This is a genomic window from Paenibacillus sp. FSL R5-0341 (assembly GCF_037975235.1).
Classification (GTDB): Bacteria; Bacillota; Bacilli; order Paenibacillales; family Paenibacillaceae; genus Paenibacillus; species Paenibacillus amylolyticus_A.
Genome location: NZ_CP150241.1, coordinates 4,451,799 through 4,472,424, shown reverse-complemented (window position 1 = coordinate 4,472,424; position 20,626 = coordinate 4,451,799). Strand labels below are relative to the sequence as shown.

Sequence of the window (20,626 nt, the reverse complement as noted above, 5' to 3'; positions counted from 1 at the left end):
TGTAACTTTTAGTTGTGATCGGTCGTTTATAATTCAGTGTAGCATGGAACAGATTTCTAATTTTAGGTTTTTTGAAGAAGTGAACGGGATATCAAGAAAGGATGAGCGTGATTGCTGGCATGAAGAATTTATTTCTCAGAAAAAGACCTGCCAAGAGCCAGTCAGGCGATGAACATCAACAGGGGGAAACACCGCTGGAGGCATCGACAGAATCGGGAGAAAATACATACAACAATGAGAACGTTCCCCCGACGAGTGAACCTCGTTCACCTGAAAGTGAAATCGTTTCGGATGAAGTGGCTGCGGCTGCTGTTACTACCGTTGATGAACCCCAAAAAAAGATCAAACCAAAGAAGGATATGCTGCCTCTATATGATGGACCTGTACTGGAGGTGCGTAACGTACATCGCAGTTTCCAGACAGGCAGTCGCATCATCCATGTGCTCAAAGGCATTGATATGGAAGTGAATCAGCAACAACTGGTCATGCTGAAGGGGCGATCAGGCTCAGGCAAAACAACGCTGCTGAATATGCTCGGTGGATTGGATCAGCCTTCAAGCGGAGACATCCTGTTCTCCGGTCAGCCTCTACAGGATTGGGGAGATCGGCGGCGAACAGCTTTGCGGCGCAAGGAGATCGGTTTTATTTTTCAGGCGTATGCACTCATGCCCTTATTATCTGCTTGGGAAAATGTAGAGCTGTCGCTGCGCATGGCGGATGTACCGCGAGCAGAGTGGAAGGACAGGGTTGGCCATTGTCTGGATCTGGTTGGACTATCCAAACGTGTGAAGCACCGTCCTTTTGAAATGTCCGGGGGAGAGCAGCAGCGTGTGGCTATAGCCAAGGCGATTGCCCATAGACCCAGATTGTTGCTTGCGGATGAACCTACGGCGGAACTGGATTCCAAGATGGGCGCACAGGTCATGGCGGTATTCCGCAATATTATTGAAGTAGAACAAGTAACGATATGTATGACTACACACGATCCTACAATTTTGGAGGTTGCGGACCATGTTTATGAAATGGCGGACGGCAGATTTATCAAGTAAAGGGGCCGCTCCGAAGAGGGGGAAACGCGCAGCAGTTATTGTACTTGGTGCGATAATGGTTGCAACGATGTCCGGCTGCTCATTGCTGCCGTCAGAAACAGAGGAAGAAGTGCTTCCGCCAATTACGCCGCCAACGATCTCCAAGAAACCGGAATATGAGGTTCGGACAGAGACGTTGGAGAAAAAAGTAAGTGGCAGCGGCAAGATGATGAGTCAGCGGGAAGAGAAGGTGTACTTCACGCTCGATGGCATGCATGTCAAAGAGTTAAATGTTAAACCGGGGGATAAAGTGAAAAAGGGTCAACTGCTCGCCGTGCTCGATGTGGAGAGTGTAGAGAAGGAGATCCGTGGTAAGAAACTTGCTATTCGCAAGTCCGAAGTTCAAATGAAGGAAACACTCCGCAAGAAGGATGAGATGGACCCGGTGGAGTTCGAAGAAGCAACGATTGCGTTTGAAGAACTACGCCAGGAACTCGCTGATCTGGAGGAACAATTGGGCAAAGCCACACTGACTGCTCCATTTGGGGGCACCGTTATTGCTGTGCAGGTAGAGAAGGGTGCAGCGGTGAAAGCGTATGATCCGATTGCTACGATTGCGGATACATCGAATCTGGTTGTGGCAGCTACCTTTGCGAAGGAAGATCTGGAGAAGTTTTCAGCGGGTATGAAGGCAGAAGTAGACATTAATGGGGCGGGTAAAGTCGCTGGTAAAATTAAAGTCATGCCTATCGCTGAAGCATCGGGAAGCGGCAGTGGAGGAGGATCGGGAGAAGGAGCAACACCTTCTGTCAAAGAATCTCTGGATCAATATGTTATCGTTACACTTGCGAAAATGCCGAAAGGCGTGGAACGTGGAACACCTCTATCGGTCTCCATCGTAACGCAGCGTACCGAGAACGCGATTGTGATTCCTGTATCCGCTTTACGCTCCATTGGTTCAAGAACGTATGTGCAAGTGGTGGAGAGTGATGGCAGCAAGCGTGAAGTGGACGTTGAAGTTGGACAGCAGACGTCGACGGATGTCGAGATTCTGAAAGGTCTGACCGTAGGCCAGAAAGTAGTGGGACGCTAATGGGGCTGCCATTGCTTCGGCTGCTGTTCCGCAAAATGTGGAACACGCGCTGGATGACCTTCAGCACACTGATCGGATTGATTGTGGCGGTTGCGTTCACCGTCAGTATTCCAATGTATGCCGATGGTGCGCTGAAACGGGTCGTCGCGCAGACGCTACAGGATAACAGTGAAGGGTTGCCAGCGGGTTCGTTGCTCATGAGTTATCAGGCACCTGGTGGTGTGAAAACAGACACAAGGGGTCTGGACGAAGTAGATCGTTATATTCGTGAGGATGTTCCCCGCGACATCGGGTTTCCTTTTCATACGTATGTGAATTCCAGATCCATTCGCAGCACAGAGGTGAGTCCCGAAGATCCAACCAAAGTGGACGCCAGCCGGGTACGCAGTATGAGTATGGGTACGATGAGTGGACTGGATGCACAGGTGAATTACTCTGCCGGGGTGAAACCTGGCAATCAGGTCAAGGACGATATTATCGAGGCAGTCATGCTGGAAGAAGGCATGTACCGTAACGATCTGCATATCGGCGATATTCTGGAATATCCGGTGTATAGCGGCCTGGATATCACGTTACGTGTGAAGATTACGGGTTCCTTCAAGGCAGATGATCCGAACAGTCCTTATTGGGTGCAGGGATTTGACGGCATGATGAATGGACTTTATGTGGATGAATCCGTTTTTAATGATGTTCTACTGAAGGAAAAAGGGATTCCACTTCAGAATTCACGCTGGTATTATGCCTTTGATCTGAAAGAAATTCAAACCAGCCAGTTGTCGGGTCTGACTTCCATGCTGGAAAGGCTGGATATCGATCTGTATCAGCGGCTGAAAGATACGAAAGTGGACATTACCTTCGGTGATCTGCTCAAGCAGTTCCGCAGTCAGAGTCTGCAATTGCAGACCATGCTGTTTACTTTGGCAGCACCGATGATTGCGATGGTCTTTTATTTTATCGCGATGAACGCCAGACAGTCATTACAGAAGCAAGAGAGTGATATTGCAGTATTGCGTAGCCGTGGAGCTTCAGCTCGGCAGATCTTCTCTCTCTACCTGCTTGAAGGCATATTCCTGGGCGTTATTGCGCTCATTATTGGACCGTTTCTCGGTTGGTTTATGGCCAAGAGTATCGGTTCAGCAAGCGGATTCCTGTCATTCGTAGATCGGAAATCCATTCCGATCGGTATATCGAAAGAAGCTATTTTCCTGGGGGTAGCAGCGGTCCTTGTTGCAATTATCGCATCACTTATCCCTGCAATAACCTATGCACGGGCAACCATTGTATCAGCCAAGCGGCGACAAGCGCGTACAGACCGCGCTCCTGTATGGCAACGCTGGTTCCTGGATGTTGTGTTGCTGGGTCTGGCTGGATATGGATACTACCTGTTCTATGAACGTCAGATGTTGACCTTCCAGACCGGTATGACAACCGATCAGCTGCAGGTACAGCCGTTTCTGTTCTTTGTACCCGCACTCGCGATCTTTGCGTTAGGATTATTCTTCCTGCGCTTGTTCCCGTGGATATTGAAGCTTATTCAGCTAATCGGTCGCAAGTTTCTCCCGGTCCCATTGTATCTGACATTAACGCAGCTATCGCGTTCATCTTCTTCCTATTATCCGTTGATGATCCTGCTCGTATTGACATTGGGACTTGGGGTGTATAACTCGGCTGCGGCCCGGACCATTGATCTGAATTCCACCGAGCGTACGCTGTACCGTTATGGTTCCGATGTGATCATGCAGACCGTATGGGAAGGAACGCCTGAGATTAAGCCTGGTTCCGGACAGAATGGTGGTTCAGGTGGAGGTCAACAAGGCGGAGGCGGCGGTTCTGGTGGTGGAGGCGCTCCTGGCGGAGGAAATGGCGGTGGAGGTGCTCCAGGTGGAGGCGGTGGATCTTCTCAGCCATCGAAAGTCATCTACTCTGAACCTCCATTCGAAGTATTCCGCAGATTAGATGGTGTGGAGCATGCAGCAAGAGTGCTGCAGACCAAGGGCAATATTATCGTCTCTGGTAAATCGGGTGGACAGGGAATGCTGGTCGGGATTGATAATGTGGACTTTGCTCAAGTGGCTTGGTTCCGCAACGATCTGTTCCCGGCACATCCCTACAAGTACCTTGACTTGCTTGGTAAATACGAAGGGGCTGTATTGATCTCTTCCAAATTTGCTGACAAATTTAAACTAAAAACTGGAGATCTCGTCTCCATGGGTGTACAGGGACAGGCGATTGAATTCGTCGTGTTCGGGATCATTCCTTACTGGCCCGCCCAGTATCCGGATCAGATGCCATTCTTCGTGGCCAATCTGGATTATATCTATGATCAGGTGCCTCTGATTCCTTATGAGGTCTGGTTGAAAATGGAACCCGATGCCAAAGTGGCTCCATTAATGGAGAAACTCGCAGCAGAAGGCATTGAGTTATCGTCTGTGCGTGACGTACGGACCGAATTGGTATCTCAGGGTAAACATCCGTCAAGAGGTGGCGTATTCGGGATTCTGAGCCTTGGTTTCCTGGTTTCGGTTATTATCTCGTTGATTGGATACGTGCTGTACTGGTTCTTCAACCTGTCTGGTCGTGTTGTGCAGTTTGGTGTGCTACGAGCCATGGGGTTATCCCGGGCACAACTGAGCGGCATGCTGCTGCTGGAGCAGGTGTTCACAGCGGGACTGTCGATCCTGCTAGGTATTGGTATTGGTCAGGTATCCAGTCGTTTATTCCTGCCATTCCTGCAAACGACAGATAATGTATCTGCTCAGGTACCTCCGTTCCGCATTGTGTTTGAACAGCAGGATATGTTGCAACTGTATGGGGTCACCGTGGTGATGCTGGTCATTGGTGCAACGATGTTGCTCTGGCAAATTCGCAGGCTACGGGTTCACCAGGCGGTCAAAATGGGAGAGGAGAGGTAAACGTGATCCAATGCGAAGGACTTGTCAAAATTTTTAAATCCAGCGATGTGGAAGTCGTTGCCCTTCAGGGCCTCAACCTGACTGTCAATCAAGGTGAAATGATGGCCATCATCGGTAACAGCGGTAGCGGTAAATCCACGCTGCTGAACATTCTGGGCGGACTTGATCGTCCTACTGCCGGTACGGCTGTTGTGGGAGACTGGGATCTGCTGAAGATGACAGATGCCCAACTTGTCGAGTACAAACGTCATACCGTAGGTTTTATCTGGCAAAATAACGGTCGTAACCTGCTGCCTTATCTCACGGCACTCGAAAATGTGGAGACACCCATGATTCTGGGAGGCAAGCGTGATCGTGCTTATGCAAAACAATTGCTCGAATGGGTAGGCCTTAAGGATCGGATGCATAACAAATTGCATCAATTGTCCGGAGGAGAGCAGCAACGGGTAGCGATTGCGATCTCCTTATCCAATCGTCCCAAAATTCTGCTTGCAGATGAACCAACAGGTTCGGTCGATTCCGAGACATGTGATACGATCATGGGCATTTTCAGAAGAATGAATAAGGAACTCGGCGTTACCATTGTCATCGTTACGCATGACTTGACGCTTGCTGGCAAGGTGGACCGGATCGTTGCGATTCGGGACGGCTTGACCAGTACCGAGTTTGTAAAGCGTAACCCGAATCTGGATGATGAACATAGCTTGTCCGATGCGGGGATGCCGGACATTCACGAAGCATTTGTCATTATTGACCGTGCAGGACGGCTTCAGGTGCCAAAAGAGTATCTGGAGGCCTTATCCATTGATAACCGGGCTACATTGGAATTTGACGGTGAACGTATTGTTATTACACCGCCAAGATAATTAAGAGGGGGAACTGGGAGATGAAAAACAAGTTATGGGGAAAACGGGTGCTGGCCATTATGGCTACAGCAACACTGGCACTGCCGCTAATTGCCGGCTGTACGGCAAGTGAGGCCAAGGATACGGAGCAGCGTGTATTACGTGTGGCTACGTTGTGGGGAGGACAGGATGATAGTTACTTCCGTCAGCAATTCACCGATGCTTTTGAATTGACACATCCCAATGTAACCATCGAAATTGTAGCTGCTGTTGATCAGAGCAGCATGTATGGGTATGGCAACACGGAAGAACAGCCGGAAGTCCCGGATACGATGGAAAGTCTGAAGAAGATTATGACTGGGGATAACCCGGTTGACGTCATCGTGGCGGATACCGCAACAGTCAAATCATTAATTCAGGAGAATCTCGTGAAACAGCTGGATCCATTGATGCAGGAAGACAAGTTTGATACCAGTGATATTGTGCCTAGTGTACTGGAGGGAATTAAGGATCTTGGGGATCAGAGCATCTATGCATTGACACCAACCTTCTCCTCCTCTGCTTTGTTCTATAACAAGGGTTTGTTTGAAAAAGCAGGCGTTGAACCGCCAACGGACAACATGACATGGGACGATATTTTCAATCTGGGTACCCGTCTAACGAAAGGTGAAGGTAAAGACCATGTATTTGGTTTCTCCTTCACCACATATCAGGGCGGTTCGCCGTACTACTCCATGCAACAGTATTACAGTTCTTTGCAGCTGAAGACGTTTGACGATAAAGCTGAAAAAATGACTGTGGATTCTCCTCAATGGGAGAAAGTATGGAGCACGATCAGTAAACTTGCGATTGACAAAGTTATCCCTAAAGGCGACGAACCACAGGATCAGGATCCGAGTGGACGTTATGATCCAGTTCAGGGTGACCTGTTCCTGAGCGGCAAATCAGCCATGGTTATTGGTGATTACAGCTATATTAATCAATTGATTGATGCGAATAAAAATGCGGATAAAATGAAAGACTTTACGAAAGTAGATTGGGATGTAGTCACACCTCCAGTTCACCCGGAAGCGCCTGAAATCGGCGGCAACATCTATCTGAGCAACCTGATGGCAATCAATAGTGCCGCTCAGAACCCGGATGATGCGTGGGAACTAATTAAGTACATGAACAGTGAAGATTGGGCGAAAATCAAGGCACGTAGCAGCTATGAGATGGTATCCCGGAAGAGCTTCATCAAGCCAAAGGATGGCCTGGATTACAACATTCAAGCATTCTATTCTTTGAAGCCGATCCCACCAACGAATACCAACCTGGATAAAATGTATCAAAAATCCCCAGGCTTATGGCAAGTAAACGAAAAAGGCATGGAATATTTCAACCAGGTACTTGAGAACAAAAAGACACCAAAAGAAGCGCTTGGCGAATGGGCAGCTAAAGGTAACGAGATGTTAGAGAAATTGAAAAAGGATCCTAAAGCTACGTTTCAATGAGATTTGATGATATAGTCATATCATCATTTTAAGGATAGCCGCTGAAGATTTTAATCTTTGGCGGCTATTTTTATGGAAATGGGGTATTCTACAAAAAGCAGGAATAAATGACGACTCCGGAAAGGACGAGCGGTATGCACTGGGTATATTTCAGCAAGTTGTATGCAACCAAATTTCAAGCAGGATGTCTGGCCAAACGAATGGAGCAGGACGGGTGGATCTACGGTCATAATGAACCGGCAGAAGTCGAAGTGTATCGTTCACGCAAAGGTCGTTACGGTGTTCGATTTATTCCCTGACATTACCCCTTGACTTATTAGGATAGAATGGTGTATATTAATTAAGTCGCTGTTTTAATATTTATTACTGACGCGGGGTGGAGCAGCCCGGTAGCTCGTCGGGCTCATAACCCGAAGGCCGCAGGTTCAAATCCTGCCCCCGCAATTTAGTTTCACTTGGATGATTCACAGCCATCATCTGCACGTTATACATTATGTCTAGGGCCCTTAGCTCAGTTGGTTAGAGCGGTCGGCTCATAACCGATTGGTCACAGGTTCGAGTCCTGTAGGGCCCATACTCTTAAAACCCTTGCCTAGCAAGGGTTTTTTTCTGTCTTCATCATTTAGGTGCTGGAGCCAAAAAGGTAATTTGGTAATAGAGTGTTTCTAATATGCCCTTTTTTGCGCAATTCAGTGTATGTCCACGCCGTACACCAAATCTCGCATATACTATCCTATCCCACACATAGGAGGTAGATTTCATGAGTCAATTTATTGATGCAAGAACCTCGCAGAATGCGAGTTTGGCTAACTCAATCGCCATACCAATCCTGGTTATTAACACACCACAATTATTTGGCCAGATTGGTCTAGTCACAGGTGGCAGCATTGGAGCTAACCCACGGGTACAATTCAAAGGAACGGTGTCTGTGCAACTTCCTTTGGCACTCGTTGGTATCACCATCACAATTGTCAGAGGAACTGCGCCAACAGATCCTGTTATTTATTCTGCAACTTCCACATTTAGTTTGAGCATCCTGGCACCTCAGATTATTACCTTCTCTGCCGATGACTTCAACCCACCAATTACACCTCAATTGACGTACACTGCATTTGTGAGTTCCAACTTGTTGGGTACGATCCGTGTAGGCCCCGAGAACTTCGACGGAGTCTTGTATTCCGACTAATGCTCAGCGGCCTTGCCTAAATGAATTAGATCAATATTCTTCTTGAATGAAGGACATCACAGACCTGCCCTCAAAAGCAGGTTTTTTTCTAGTTAAAGGGGAAAACTGAACTTCATCGAGTAGGCAGGGTTCTATGATATAATGCATTACAGAGACTGAATGGTATTCGAACTAAAGTAGTCCGTCAACATCTGAGAATCTTATGAAATTAGTGATAGAAAGCAGGTTTCCATTTTAATGACGTCAAATGAAAGTCAACGTTTTCGTTACAGCGAAGCTCCAGTCTGGGATTGGCAGAGAGCTTATTATGAACAAAAGGGGCTAGAGGCTTGGACAGAGAATCAGGTCCCTCAATATATTACCAGTAATCCGATGATTGCCACGGCGTATGCAGAGATGATTTTTGGCTTTCTTCAGGACCTCGCGAATAAGGGACAGATCACCGAGACCGTGACTATTCTGGAACTTGGGGCGGGTGTAGGGCGTTTGGCACACCAAATTCTGCTTAAACTGATTGAATTAAAGGATTTTGCAGGAATAGATTTACCTCCTTTCAGATATGTATTGACAGATCTCGTAGCGGAGAATGTGCGGGGTTGGAGAGAGCATCCATCCATGCAATCCTTTATTCAACAAGGTATAGTGGATTTTGCGCGTTTTGACGCTGTAGCAGATACGGAGCTAAAACTGGTCGTTGCGGGTACAGTTATTCGGCCGGGTGATCTGAAACAACCGTTGTTGTTGATTGCCAATTACTTTTTTGACAGCATTCCGCAGGAATTAATCTATATTGGGGATGGCGAGATCTACGAGTGCGATCTGCTTGTTCAGTCTCCGGATCGTCGTCATGATCTTGAACCCGCCGAGATGCTGAAGAACATGACGCTGAGTTATGAGTATCGCCGAGCGCCGGAATACAGTGCAGATAACTATCCGTATTCGGAACTGATCACATTGTACAAAGAGGAACTGGAGGATTCACACATCCTTTTTCCCGCAATTGGCTTGTCCTGTCTCGAACGGTTGAACAGGCTGTCTCAGTCAGGTTATGTGTTGATTACCGCTGATAAAGGGGATCATCGACTGGATAACTGGAAGTTCGCAGAGCCACCTGAATTCGTTCTGCACGGGAGTTTTTCTTTAACGGCTAACTACCATGCGATTCAATATGTCTTGGAACAACAGGGAGCACATACGCGATTCACAACACATCATTATAAAGATCTGAACGTTGGGTGCATGTTAATGGTGGACGAACCGATCCGTTATGTGAACACGCGACTGGCCTACCATCGATTTGTTGAACGTTTTGGGCCGGATGACTTTTTCAGTATGAAACAATGGGTAGACTCTCGAATAGAAAGTATGGAGTTGAAGCATATTTTACCGTTTTGGCGTCTGGGTGGATATGATGCTGAGTTCTTGATTCACAGTGCTACCCACATTTCCAGTCTTCTTCCTGATGCAAGTGATGAGGAAATGCTTGATATTCAGTCTGGTATTCATACGATGTGGTCCTCCTACTATGTGATGGAGCAGCAAGGAGGTCTCGCATTTCTGGCAGGGCAGCTGTTATATGAGATGTATATGTATGAGGATGCAAAACGGTTTCTGGAGATATCATTGGTTGCAGACCCGAGTAATCATAATCCAGCCGTCTTGTACGACTTGGCTGTGTGCTGTTATGAACTTGAACTGGAAGAAGAAACCTTGTCCTATACCCATAAAGTACTCGCCCTGGAACCCGATCACGAAGAGGCAGTAGCGTTACTCCAGAGTTTTGAGTTGAGCTGAACGCAACAATTGAAGTTCTGTCCTGTCTCCTATATGTCTAGAAATAGTGATGGTTGTATATAAAATTGAAACCTAATTGGGTTGTAATCGTATTAATGGGATATTCAACCAATCATCTGTTTAAGCAGAAAAGGAGACAAAGAGATGAAAAAAGTCTTATCCGTTGCATTATATCCATTGATGTGGGTTGTGGGTGCAGTTAGCTTTCTGTCTGTAAATGCAAATAGTGCAGCAGCCAGCGCCCTCTTTGTAAAAGATATCGCTACAGATCGAAGCTATGATGGACAGGCCATCTATGATAGTATTGAACGTAGAAATGCCTAACTACATACCATTGAACTGTAAAGGTAATTGTTTCACCGAGCAATAACATGAGAACAATTACTCTTGAAGCGAAGTACGATGAGCAGTGTTCTGTCCGTACTACCTTTAAGCCGGTTTCGTACCTTATTCAGGTATGAACCGGCTTTTATTTATGAATGGGGGATACCAGATGAAGATTATCATTGGACAACCGAGGCTGGAACAGCGTTTGCTACAGCTTGAAGCTGAACTCAAGCAACATCCTGATGCAGATGTATTATTTTTTCCTGAAGGATATCTGAACCAGAATGTTGAAGAGGCTTGCAGGTTGGCGGCTGAAAATGGAACCATGATTGTATCAGGCCATCGCAGACTGGATGAACGTCCAAAGGACAGATCGATCATCATCACCAAGGCCGGAGAGATTGTATTGGAGAAAGCCAAATATACACCTGCTGAGACGATTGAGGAACAGGGGTGGGTAATAAGCACTTTGTTGTGTGATGAGCTGGTCCTGCAAGGATTTCGCAACGAGAATATAGAAAGTGTGGATATCATTATGCATTCCATTGGTGTGGGCATGTTCAGTGAAGAGCAGTATAGTGAATGGGTCGAAGAGGCACGTAAAATTGCCTTACAACATCAATGTATTGTCATGGGAACAAGCCATGCGGATGGTTCGTACCGTGATAGCGACATCTCCATTCCGATCGCTTATTGTATAACACCTGATGGAGAAGTTGTTTTGGCATCCCGAAGTGATACACGCACTCGTACAATCCTTTTGGGCAGAGGGAGTACAGACCCATCATCTCAGAAGTCGGTACAAAACCGAGTGAATATTACCATCGTTCCATACGGTTAAGTCACCGGGCATGAATCCCAGATGAATGGGCGGCTGAACTTGCCGATTCGCCCGGTCACTTCCGCGGAATACGCATATGTTATGGCATACCTTGAAATTCAAAGGAGGCCAATCAAATGAGTCAAGTTGGATACGGTTGTGGCAATGTTGGTGGATTTGGCGGCGGATGGACTTCCACAAGTGCAATTCTCGTACTTTTCATCCTGCTCGTGATCATCACAAAATCTTTCTGGCTGTAAGTCGCGTATAGAATCGTGCAGGCAATGGCTCCGCTGAGACTTCAGCGGGGCTTTTCCTATTATAAGAAGCAACATATGCTAACAATGACATTTGACAACTGAAAACAATGTGCTTAAAATCACATAAGAGACTATTAACAGAGATTGAAGGGATAGCAATGCCGTTTATTCGCTTTAAAGGATTCACAGGTCCTCAGCTAGAGGAAGTTGTACCCCAAATTACAGAGAAGATGGCCCTAATTACTCATATTCCACAGGAGAGAATGAAGGCAGAGCGTCATGATGTACAAGCGCTAACGCCTTCTCCAGCTTCTATAGAGATTTTGATGTTTCAACGTGATCAGGAGATTCATAATCGGATTGCATCGTCGTTGCAGGCTATTCTGGAAGAAGCGTACATGCCGGATGTGCATATTTTCTTCAATATATTGTCACCCACTTTGTATTATAAACAAGGCAAGCCGCTGACAGATTATCGATTGGATTGAGGGTGTGAGGGACGAGCAGATGCTGCTCGTCTTTTTGATTTACATATTTTTCGTATGCTTAACAATATGCTCGTTCCTGTGCACCCGGTTCAACGATATAGAGCATATCGCTGACACGATAAACAAGGCTCCACCGATAAGGTATACCCATCGAACGTCTAGTTGATCGACGACTAGACCGAAAATGACGATGGATACACTCATAACCGTGGAGATCAGGACGCCCTGTGCGGCGTATACCTGGGACAAGGATTCAGCGGGCACACTTCTCTGAAACACTGTCTGTTGAGCCATATCACGAATCTGGTTGACAGGGCCCATAAGTATACATAACGCCAGCGCGAGCCATGGCAGGCTGTTGAGACCATAAACGATGGTCATCAGGCTGAGGAGAAGAGAACCGATGGCCATGCTGGCGATCAAGTGCTTCTGAATCCGTTTGGCCAGAGCAAGAGCCAGAAGACCTCCAAGCATGGTTCCAGCAGCGTAACTCGAGTTCATGAATCCCCACCAACCTTCTCCTCGTGCCAGAGCTTCTTTCGCAAAGGCCAGCGTAATCGCTCCGATCCAGATGGAACTCGCAAGAGCTTGGGCGATGTCCATAAATGTGATTAGTCGTAAGGATGGATTTTTCCAAAGCATGCTCCAGCCTTTTCGCAGTACATTCCGTGTGGCGATCGACTTCTCGGGTTGTTCTATATTCCGTGTGAGCGATCCAAGGGCAATTAGGAAGAGCAGAACGGCCCAGGACAGGCTTGTAGCTGCCCAGAAGGTCTGTGACGCTCCCCAGTTCATCACGGCAAATCCCGTCATGGCGAACCCGACAATGGTCACCGTCTGATTGGAGAAAGAGAGGAGGCTATTGGTCTTCGCCAAATCTTCTCCCTGAACCAACCGTGGCGTTAAAGTATCCAGTAATGGAGATTCCCAGCCTTCCAAAAAGGATAGAATGACAACCCCGATCAACAGAAGTGGCAGTTGTGTGGTCAAGTGGTTCAACGAAATCGCTATCCCAGTCATGAGGAATGCTTTGGCTACGGGAATGCTGATCAGTAGTCTGGAGAATGAGAAACGCTTCACAAGTAATGGTAAACTAAATCCTGCTGTTATGTGTGCGATGATCCGAATGAACGGAAACATGGCAGCATAGAGTACCGATCCAGTCTGACTATAAATAAACGTAGTAATAACCATGATATATATGACATTAATGAGCGAGAGCAGCGTTTTGGCAGCCCAGTACGGATAAAATGCGATGTTCATGCCAATGATGTCCTTTCCGAAACGATATGTCTATATTACGGGCATTGTCATCTTTGCACCACAAACAAAGTTATCATTTTCCCGTCATTTCATCACAAAAAAAAAAAGAAACTGCCCAATAGGACAGTTGTCTTCGGATGTCTATAGTTCATGCCATAGCGAGTGTGAAGGCGATAAGCAACATCAACAGGCTGGTCATTCTGACCATAGCCATATAAGGTCTGCTGGGCTCGGATTCACCCCGGGAAATCCAGCCATACCGTAGATACCAGCCGAATTTTGGGAAACAAAGATTGATGATACACAGTACCATGAATATAAAAAAGAGGGTTCTCATACCCATCTTCCTTTCCTAACTTACATAAAGGATCTCATCTTAACGCTTGCGTCTGGAAAAAATGACTACAATCAGAATAATAATGATGATAATTAACAGAAATTTCATGTGTGTTCCTCCTGATGACAGTTAGGTTACTGTCGGATGTTAGTTATCAACTATTACCCATAAACCACATGACTTGAATAACTGTGTTACAATTAAAATATATTGTTTCTATATCAACACATACCATCTGGTCAGTTGTATCTCCATATAAAGTACAGAATGCAGAATATATAAACATTAATATGTGTGAGATGAAGGAGGAAGGCATGAGCCAACATAATCAACTCTCATTACAATGGGAATTTATCATCTCGAAAGTGAAATCCTCCGTTACGGTGGTCGATGCTACCTTGCCTGAGTTTCCGCTCATGTATGTAAATGAACATTTTACCCGACTGACAGGATATACGTATGAAGAGTCTGTCGGACAGAATTGTCGGTTTTTGCAAGGACAGGATACAGACCCGGAGACGGTAATGCAGATTCGTGATGCATTAAAAAAACAACAGTCCATTAAGATTGATATCTTAAATTATACAAAAAGTGGTCAGAAGTTCTGGAACGAGCTGAATATTGATCCGATCTTCAATGAATCAGGCGAGTGTCTGTATTTTGTAGGTATTCAATACGATATTTCAGAACGGAAGTATGCCGAGCAGCAGTTGAAGTTCGCGACTTCCATGGCTGAGATGAACAGCAGAGGGCAATTGGAATTCATCGGCAAGCTGAATCACGAGCTTCGTACCCCGCTTAACGGCATTATGGGCATGATCGAACTTGCCAGCATGGGTGAGATCACGGATGAGCAGAAAGAGTATCTTGATCTTGCACGTCAGTCTGGTGAGGCTCTTCTGAATATTATTAACAATAGTCTGGATATGGCGAAGCTGGGCAGAGGCAAAATGGATGTCGAAAACATTGAATTTCAGCCGTTGAAGCTTATTCAACAAATTGTGAAGACACATGAGCCTGCGGCGCAGAATAAACAAATACGTTTGCTCTGCCATGCTGATCTGAGTGTTCCTGATGTGCTTATGGGTGATCCGCTAAGACTTCGGCAGGTACTGGATAACTTACTGAGTAATGCGATCAAGTTCACGGAGCAGGGTGAAGTGCAGTTACAGGTGGACGTGAGGCAACAACTGATGGATACCGTTGTATTGGTATTCTCTGTGCGTGATACAGGGATTGGTATTCCTCAGCATCAGATCGAACAATTGTTTGATGCATTTACCCAGACGGATATCTCCCATGCACGCCGATTTGGTGGAAGCGGACTTGGTCTGACCATCTGCAAAGAACTGCTGGAACTGATGAATGGTCAGATTTCGGTAGAGAGTATCGAAGGGAAAGGTACACAGTTTGAGGTTACACTGCCATTGCTGCGCCAACAGGCCATTCCCAATGTAGGATAATCACTCAAGCATGACAGCCGGGCGTTCTCGGCTGTTTTTTTATTCTATTGGATTGTTTTACGAACGGGCGTTCTGTTATAATGCAAGTGTTGAATGGGGGAGACACAGCATGAGTAAGAGACGCACAAGACGAAAGCGCAAAGGCAAGCAAGGTTTCAAAAAGCAGGTTCTGACGCTGGTAGCAATGCTGCTGGTAGCCCTCTATGCCTGGGCTGGGGGAGAATGGCCGGAGGAGATACCCTCTCCATTCGGGAACACTAACAAGAGTGTAGACCATACCATTACGTTCCCTTCAGAGCGCTATCCCGAAACCGCCAACCATATCAAGGCTGCTATCAAGGCAGGGCATTCGGATGTATGCACCATTGATCGTGGTGGCGCCGAGGGAAATCGGGATTTATCACTCAAAGGTGTGCCAGTCAAAAAGGGTAAGGATCGGGACGAGTGGCCTATGGCAATGTGTGCTGAGGGAGGCACAGGTGCAGATATCCAGTACATTACCCCGAAGGATAATCGCGGTGCAGGTTCATGGGTAGGGAATCAGTTAAGTACATATCCGGATGGAACACGAGTGAAGTTTGTAGTGAAGTAACAAGAAGAGAAAAACCAGACGTTCATGCGTCTGGTTTTTTGGTATGAAGTGCTGGCATAAATAGAAGTTGTTGACGTAAATATACGAGAACTGATTTCTATGATTACAGATCCGACTTAAACGAGTTGCATTCCGCTTAAATGATGAGACCGGATGCTTAACAGACGTGTAACATGTTCGACCTCATCGAACGGTATCCACAGACTTCCATGAACGGTACGTAAGGAGAGAATGGATGTATCGGCGGTACGCTCGGGAAATCCGGTTACCGTCTGACCGCTTGTATTACGAACCATGATCTGTTGTTTGCGCCGGATGGCAATTTCTACCTCTTTTTTCATAAGTCATTGCTCCTGATTATGAGATGTTAAATCCATATGTCAATGTTTTCAATGGTTAATTTGTCTTCTTTATCTAGTCTATCAGAACTAGGTATAGATTTCCAGAAGAGAAATCAACATTCTTCTAGGTGATTTGTCTTAGCCAGGTTTTATCCGTTTTTGAATGGGGATTAAGGGGTTATATTAGGGTAAAAGGAGGGGAACGGAATGACACAATTGATTATTGGGCTGGCCCGTACCGAGAACGAGGCTATTTTGATGCTGAATCAGGTGAAAAAAGAAGGTATCAAGGACAAATATTTGGGAGCGGTGGCGAAGGAACAGCTCAATCTGGAGTTGGTGAGCGAGAAGACCGGGCTGCCTAAACCGTTGAAGGGTGCCGGAACGGATGGTGCCTTTGGCGCTCTGAAAGGAATATTGGCTGGTCTGGGGAAGCGGATGGATCAGACGATGTCGATCGGAAATGCAGTGCGTAGACTCGCTGGTAATGAGATAGGGAGTGAGACCGATGATTTGGTGCTTACATTGACTGAAGCGGGGATCTCGGAGGAGGATGCGCGGTATTACGAAGAATGGCTACTAAAGGACCATATCTTGGTTATCGTGGAGTGCAGTGAGGAAGAAGCTGCTCGCGTTCGGCCTATTCTACTTTTTTAGTTTAATTTAAGGCTGATTTTAGGTTTCTTTAATGTTGGAGAGGTATTCTTATATCACACCTCCCTTAATATAGATTGGTTTACCGGAAGTCCGGGACCGCAACTCGGACTTTCTAGGCACTGTGAGCTAACGCTTGCAGTGCCTGTTTCATTTTTTTTATTATTTTTAATAAAAGTGTTGCAAAGTTATTTAGTTCATGGTAAGATATTTCTTGTCGCCAAGAAATACATAATCCTGCCGGGGTGGCGGAATTGGCAGACGCACAGGACTTAAAATCCTGCGGTAGGTGACTACCGTACCGGTTCGATCCCGGTCCTCGGCATCTTAAAAAGAAAGATCGTATGACGCTTGTTAACCAAGCTGCATGCGATCTTTTTTTGTTCTTAATTATGAATGTCATGTCATAACTGACCACATCACCATGCAGTTCATAAACCTAAACGCTGCATAATACATATCAGAAGGTACAATTATCTGACTTTTATGAAGAGACGGAACAATGGTGTATACTATCCATAGGCATATATTACCTTTACCTTGCTGAACGATATAAGTTCAACTACACATTTACACGATAACGGAGAGGACAGAAATAACCTAAAGAAGCGAAGCGTGCGCCTTTATCCCCGGATTTTCCCTTTCAAAAGGGAATCAAAAAAATCTGGGGATAACAGCGATCGGAAGGTTATTCTGTCATCGGAGTGCCCGTGTAAATAAACATATTTGAACTTATGTAGAGTCACAAAACCAATAAAACAATCTTATGGACGGAGGACTCAAGTTTATGTTGAAACAGCTTAAGCCATACAAGGTGTTGCAAGAGCGCAGAATTGAAGAATTAAAATCGGATGCGTATCTGTTGGAACACCAGAAATCCGGAGCCAAAATTGTACTTTTGTCCAATCAGGACGACAACAAAGTATTCAGTATCGGTTTCCGCACACCTCCGGAAGATGATACAGGGGTAGCCCATATCCTCGAACACTCCGTGCTCTGTGGGTCCAAGAAATTTCCGGCCAAGGATTCTTTTGTTGAGTTGCTGAAAGGTTCTTTGAATACATTCCTTAACGCCATGACGTATCCGGATAAGACGATCTACCCGATCGCGAGTCGTAACGACCACGACTTCCATAACCTGATGGATATTTACCTGGATGCGGTATTGAACACGAACATTTATGAGAATGAAAAGATATTTCTACAGGAAGGCTGGAACTACAACCTGACCTCTGCAGATGATGAGTTAACCTACAACGGAGTTGTGTATAACGAGATGAAGGGTGCCTTTTCTTCACCGGAACGAATGGTTCGCAGAGAAGTGCTCAACTCCCTTTTCCCGGATACCACATACTCCTCCGAATCTGGCGGATTCCCGGAAGCTATTCTGGACCTAACCTATCAGGGGCTGCTGGATTTCCACACGAGATACTATCATCCTTCCAACAGTTACATCTATCTGTACGGGGACATGGATATGGAAGAGAAGCTGCAATGGCTGGATGAAAACTATCTGAGCGCATATGATCGAATCGAAATTGATTCTGCCATTCAACTGCAACCTGCTTTTGCAGAACGGGTAGACACGGTTAAGACTTACTCTGCCGGAAGTACGGAATCGGAAGTGGATAACAGCTTCTTGACCTATAACGCGGTGATCGGCACAAGTCTGGACAAGGAACTGAACATTTCGTTCCAAATTTTGTTATACGCCCTGCTGAACGCTCCGGGAGCGGTATTGAAACAGGCTTTGCTGGATAAAGGAATTGCGAAGGACGTCTACGGTTCGTATGATGACAGCCTATATCAGCCTGTGTTCACGGTGGGACTGAAGAAGAGCAATCTGGCGAGCAAAGAGGATTTCCTGGGAACGGTCAAAGAAGTGCTTGAGCGTGTGGTGAAAGAAGGCTTTGATCCGAAAGCGCTGCTTGCAGGAATTAACTCCTATGAGTTCAATCACAGGGAAGCGGACTATGGCAGAATGCCGAAGGGCCTGATCTACGGATTCTCCTCCCTGCAAAGCTGGTTGTACGATGAAGAGGCACCTTTCACCCATTTGGAGGCGAATGACGTATTTGCTGAGCTGCGTACGAAAATGAACGAAGGTTACTTCGAGCAACTCATTGAGAAGTATATATTGCAGAACACACATACTTCCTTTGTAGCCCTGACACCGGACAAAGGGTTGAATTCACGTAAGGAAGAAGCGCTGAAAACACGTCTGAAAACCATTCAGGCCGGTCTTAGCGAGAAAGAAGTTCAAACGTTGATTCAGAAAACGGAAGCACTCGCCGAGTATCAGAATACACCTTCAACCAAAGAGCAGCAGCAGGTCATTCCGACATTATCGATTGAAGATATTGAACCGAAAGCCTCTACGTTGCATCAAACGGTGAACCAGGTCGACGGCACAACCATTCTGCATCATAACCTCTACACGAACGGAATTGGTTATCTGAGACTGTTGTTTGATATCAAAGAAGTGCCGCGTCATCTCCTGCCGTATGCAGGATTGCTGAAGAATGTACTGGGTTACGTGGATACTCAAAACTACTCGTTTAATGAACTGTCCAATGAAATCCACATCCATTCAGGCGGTATTCATAGCGGGATTGGATCTTATGCTAACGCGCACAAGCACAATGAATTCAAGGCTACTTATGAGTTCAACGCAAAAGTGTTGTATGACAAGCTTGGATTTGCCTTTGATATGATCAAAGAAATCGTGTTCACGTCCCGATTCGATAATTCGAAGCGGTTGTATGAGATCATCTCTCAGATGAAAGGCAACCTGCAACGTAATCTGATCAATAGCGGACATTCGGCGGGAATTGGCCGGTCTTCGTCCAAACATTCAGCGGTTGCGGATTTCAGAGAAGCTGTGAGTGGTATCGCCTTTTACCAGTGGCTTGAGGATCTTCAGGCGAACTTTGAGGCTAGAAAAGAAGAGTTATCTTCCAGTCTGCAAGAGTTGACGGGGTATATTTTCAGACCGGAGAACTTGCTTGTCAGTTACACTGCCGATGAACAGGGATATGAAGGATTGGAGCAACAGGTGTCTGATCTGAAAGCGAAGCTGTTCACACATGAGGTTGCCAAAGAAGAGTTTACGTTCACACCGGCTACTCATAAGGAAGGATTCCGTTCCCCTTCAGAGGTGCAGTATGTGGTGCAAACGGGTAATTATATCGATAAAGGATATCAATACACGGGTTCACTGCGGGTCCTGCAGGGCATTCTGTCTCTGGATTACTTGTGGACCAATATCCGGGCCAAAGGCGGAGCTTATGGCTGCATGTCAGGCTTCAGACGGAACGGAGACAGCTATGTTGCATCGTATCGTGATCCAAATCTCGATAAAACGTACAAAATATATGAAGAGATACCGCAATATTTGACCGACTTCCGGGCAGACGAGCGGGAAATGACGCGTTATATCATTGGTGCAATCCAGGATCTCGATACGCCGCGAACACCTTATGGCGAAGGGGCATTCTCCCTGGAATGTTATCTGTCGAATGTGACTGAAGCGGATCTGCAACAGGAACGTGACGAAGTGTTAAGCACGAAGGAAAGCGACATTATCAGTTTTGCTGAGCTCTTATCGGCTATACTTGAGCAGCAGCAGCGCTGCGTGATTGGTAATGAGAACAAGATTGAGGAACAGAAGCAAATGTTTGACGAGACGCTGGATTTAATTAAAAACTAAGCGTTAGTCTCGTTTATTCCC

The 20,626-nt window shown here is 46.3% G+C and carries 19 protein-coding genes and 3 tRNA genes; 19 read left to right on the top strand and 3 right to left on the bottom strand.

Going from position 1 to position 20,626, the window contains the following annotated elements; genetic code table 11:
* The first annotated feature begins 101 nt into the window (after positions 1 to 101).
* The 14 genes from MKX75_RS20080 (at position 102) to MKX75_RS20015 (ending at position 12,246) form a co-directional block, all read left to right on the top strand.
* The gene (locus MKX75_RS20080) at positions 102 to 1,049 is read left to right on the top strand and encodes an ABC transporter ATP-binding protein (RefSeq protein ID WP_339166536.1); all 948 of its coding nucleotides are present in this window, start codon (positions 102 to 104) and stop codon (positions 1,047 to 1,049) included.
* Positions 1,012 to 2,121 carry an efflux RND transporter periplasmic adaptor subunit gene (locus MKX75_RS20075; RefSeq protein WP_339166535.1) on the top strand — a complete coding sequence of 370 codons (1,110 nt, stop codon included), beginning with the start codon at positions 1,012 to 1,014 and terminating at the stop codon, positions 2,119 to 2,121. Before MKX75_RS20080 ends, MKX75_RS20075 begins: the two co-directional genes overlap by 38 nt.
* Positions 2,121 to 5,033 (top strand): FtsX-like permease family protein, encoded by a 2,913-nt coding sequence (locus MKX75_RS20070; RefSeq protein WP_339166534.1) that lies wholly within the window; start codon positions 2,121 to 2,123, stop codon positions 5,031 to 5,033. The genes MKX75_RS20075 and MKX75_RS20070 overlap by 1 nt, the downstream gene beginning before the upstream one ends.
* A 2-nt stretch (positions 5,034 to 5,035) precedes the next feature.
* Positions 5,036 to 5,899, top strand: a complete 864-nt coding sequence (locus MKX75_RS20065) for an ABC transporter ATP-binding protein (RefSeq protein ID WP_062835429.1) — start codon at positions 5,036 to 5,038, stop codon at positions 5,897 to 5,899.
* Positions 5,900 to 5,919: 20 nt separating this feature from the next.
* Positions 5,920 to 7,371: an extracellular solute-binding protein gene (locus tag MKX75_RS20060; protein ID WP_339166533.1), complete on the top strand. Its 1,452-nt coding sequence runs from the start codon at positions 5,920 to 5,922 to the stop codon at positions 7,369 to 7,371.
* A gap of 134 nt (positions 7,372 to 7,505) precedes the next feature.
* Complete coding sequence (locus tag MKX75_RS20055) at positions 7,506 to 7,670, top strand: hypothetical protein (RefSeq protein ID WP_017687342.1); 165 nt, start codon at positions 7,506 to 7,508, stop codon at positions 7,668 to 7,670.
* Between the two features lie 71 nt (positions 7,671 to 7,741).
* Positions 7,742 to 7,815, top strand: a tRNA-Met gene (locus MKX75_RS20050).
* Positions 7,816 to 7,871: 56 nt separating this feature from the next.
* A tRNA-Ile gene (locus MKX75_RS20045) sits at positions 7,872 to 7,945 on the top strand.
* Positions 7,946 to 8,131: 186 nt separating this feature from the next.
* Positions 8,132 to 8,557 (top strand): hypothetical protein, encoded by a 426-nt coding sequence (locus tag MKX75_RS20040; protein ID WP_339166532.1) that lies wholly within the window; start codon positions 8,132 to 8,134, stop codon positions 8,555 to 8,557.
* 237 nt (positions 8,558 to 8,794) lie between these two features.
* Complete coding sequence (locus tag MKX75_RS20035) at positions 8,795 to 10,351, top strand: tetratricopeptide repeat protein (RefSeq protein WP_339166531.1); 1,557 nt, start codon at positions 8,795 to 8,797, stop codon at positions 10,349 to 10,351.
* A gap of 144 nt (positions 10,352 to 10,495) precedes the next feature.
* Positions 10,496 to 10,675 (top strand): hypothetical protein, encoded by a 180-nt coding sequence (locus MKX75_RS20030; protein WP_339166530.1) that lies wholly within the window; start codon positions 10,496 to 10,498, stop codon positions 10,673 to 10,675.
* A gap of 169 nt (positions 10,676 to 10,844) precedes the next feature.
* Entirely contained in the window at positions 10,845 to 11,519 is a 675-nt protein-coding gene (locus MKX75_RS20025; RefSeq protein WP_339166528.1) for a hypothetical protein, read from the top strand.
* A gap of 116 nt (positions 11,520 to 11,635) precedes the next feature.
* A complete protein-coding gene (locus MKX75_RS20020; protein WP_083679583.1) occupies positions 11,636 to 11,758 on the top strand; it encodes a sporulation protein YjcZ in 123 nt (40 codons plus the stop codon).
* 158 nt (positions 11,759 to 11,916) lie between these two features.
* On the top strand, positions 11,917 to 12,246 hold the full coding sequence (locus tag MKX75_RS20015) for a DUF1904 family protein (protein ID WP_062835423.1): 330 nt from the start codon (positions 11,917 to 11,919) through the stop codon (positions 12,244 to 12,246).
* 39 nt (positions 12,247 to 12,285) lie between these two features.
* On the opposite strand, the gene MKX75_RS20010 is transcribed toward MKX75_RS20015, so the two are convergent.
* Together MKX75_RS20010 and MKX75_RS20005 are read right to left on the bottom strand one after the other, a co-directional pair.
* Positions 12,286 to 13,509 carry an MFS transporter gene (locus MKX75_RS20010; RefSeq protein WP_339166527.1) on the bottom strand — a complete coding sequence of 408 codons (1,224 nt, stop codon included), beginning with the start codon at positions 13,507 to 13,509 and terminating at the stop codon, positions 12,286 to 12,288.
* A gap of 148 nt (positions 13,510 to 13,657) precedes the next feature.
* A complete protein-coding gene (locus tag MKX75_RS20005) occupies positions 13,658 to 13,846 on the bottom strand; it encodes a DUF6199 family natural product biosynthesis protein (protein ID WP_082762812.1) in 189 nt (62 codons plus the stop codon).
* Positions 13,847 to 14,160: 314 nt separating this feature from the next.
* On the opposite strand from MKX75_RS20005, the gene MKX75_RS20000 reads away from it, so the two are divergent.
* Entirely contained in the window at positions 14,161 to 15,309 is a 1,149-nt protein-coding gene (locus tag MKX75_RS20000; RefSeq protein ID WP_339166526.1) for an ATP-binding protein, read from the top strand.
* Positions 15,310 to 15,418: 109 nt separating this feature from the next.
* Complete coding sequence (locus MKX75_RS19995; protein ID WP_145151157.1) at positions 15,419 to 15,901, top strand: NucA/NucB deoxyribonuclease domain-containing protein; 483 nt, start codon at positions 15,419 to 15,421, stop codon at positions 15,899 to 15,901.
* A gap of 116 nt (positions 15,902 to 16,017) precedes the next feature.
* Here the strand turns inward: MKX75_RS19995 and MKX75_RS19990 are convergent, their stop codons facing one another.
* Positions 16,018 to 16,242: a hypothetical protein gene (locus MKX75_RS19990; protein ID WP_017687353.1), complete on the bottom strand. Its 225-nt coding sequence runs from the start codon at positions 16,240 to 16,242 to the stop codon at positions 16,018 to 16,020.
* Between the two features lie 207 nt (positions 16,243 to 16,449).
* On the opposite strand from MKX75_RS19990, the gene MKX75_RS19985 reads away from it, so the two are divergent.
* From MKX75_RS19985 to MKX75_RS19975, 3 genes are all read left to right on the top strand, one after another.
* Complete coding sequence (locus tag MKX75_RS19985; RefSeq protein WP_339166525.1) at positions 16,450 to 16,899, top strand: hypothetical protein; 450 nt, start codon at positions 16,450 to 16,452, stop codon at positions 16,897 to 16,899.
* 236 nt (positions 16,900 to 17,135) lie between these two features.
* Positions 17,136 to 17,221: transfer RNA gene (locus tag MKX75_RS19980), tRNA-Leu, on the top strand.
* Between the two features lie 462 nt (positions 17,222 to 17,683).
* Positions 17,684 to 20,605 (top strand): insulinase family protein, encoded by a 2,922-nt coding sequence (locus MKX75_RS19975; protein ID WP_339166524.1) that lies wholly within the window; start codon positions 17,684 to 17,686, stop codon positions 20,603 to 20,605.
* Positions 20,606 to 20,626: the final 21 nt, after the last annotated feature.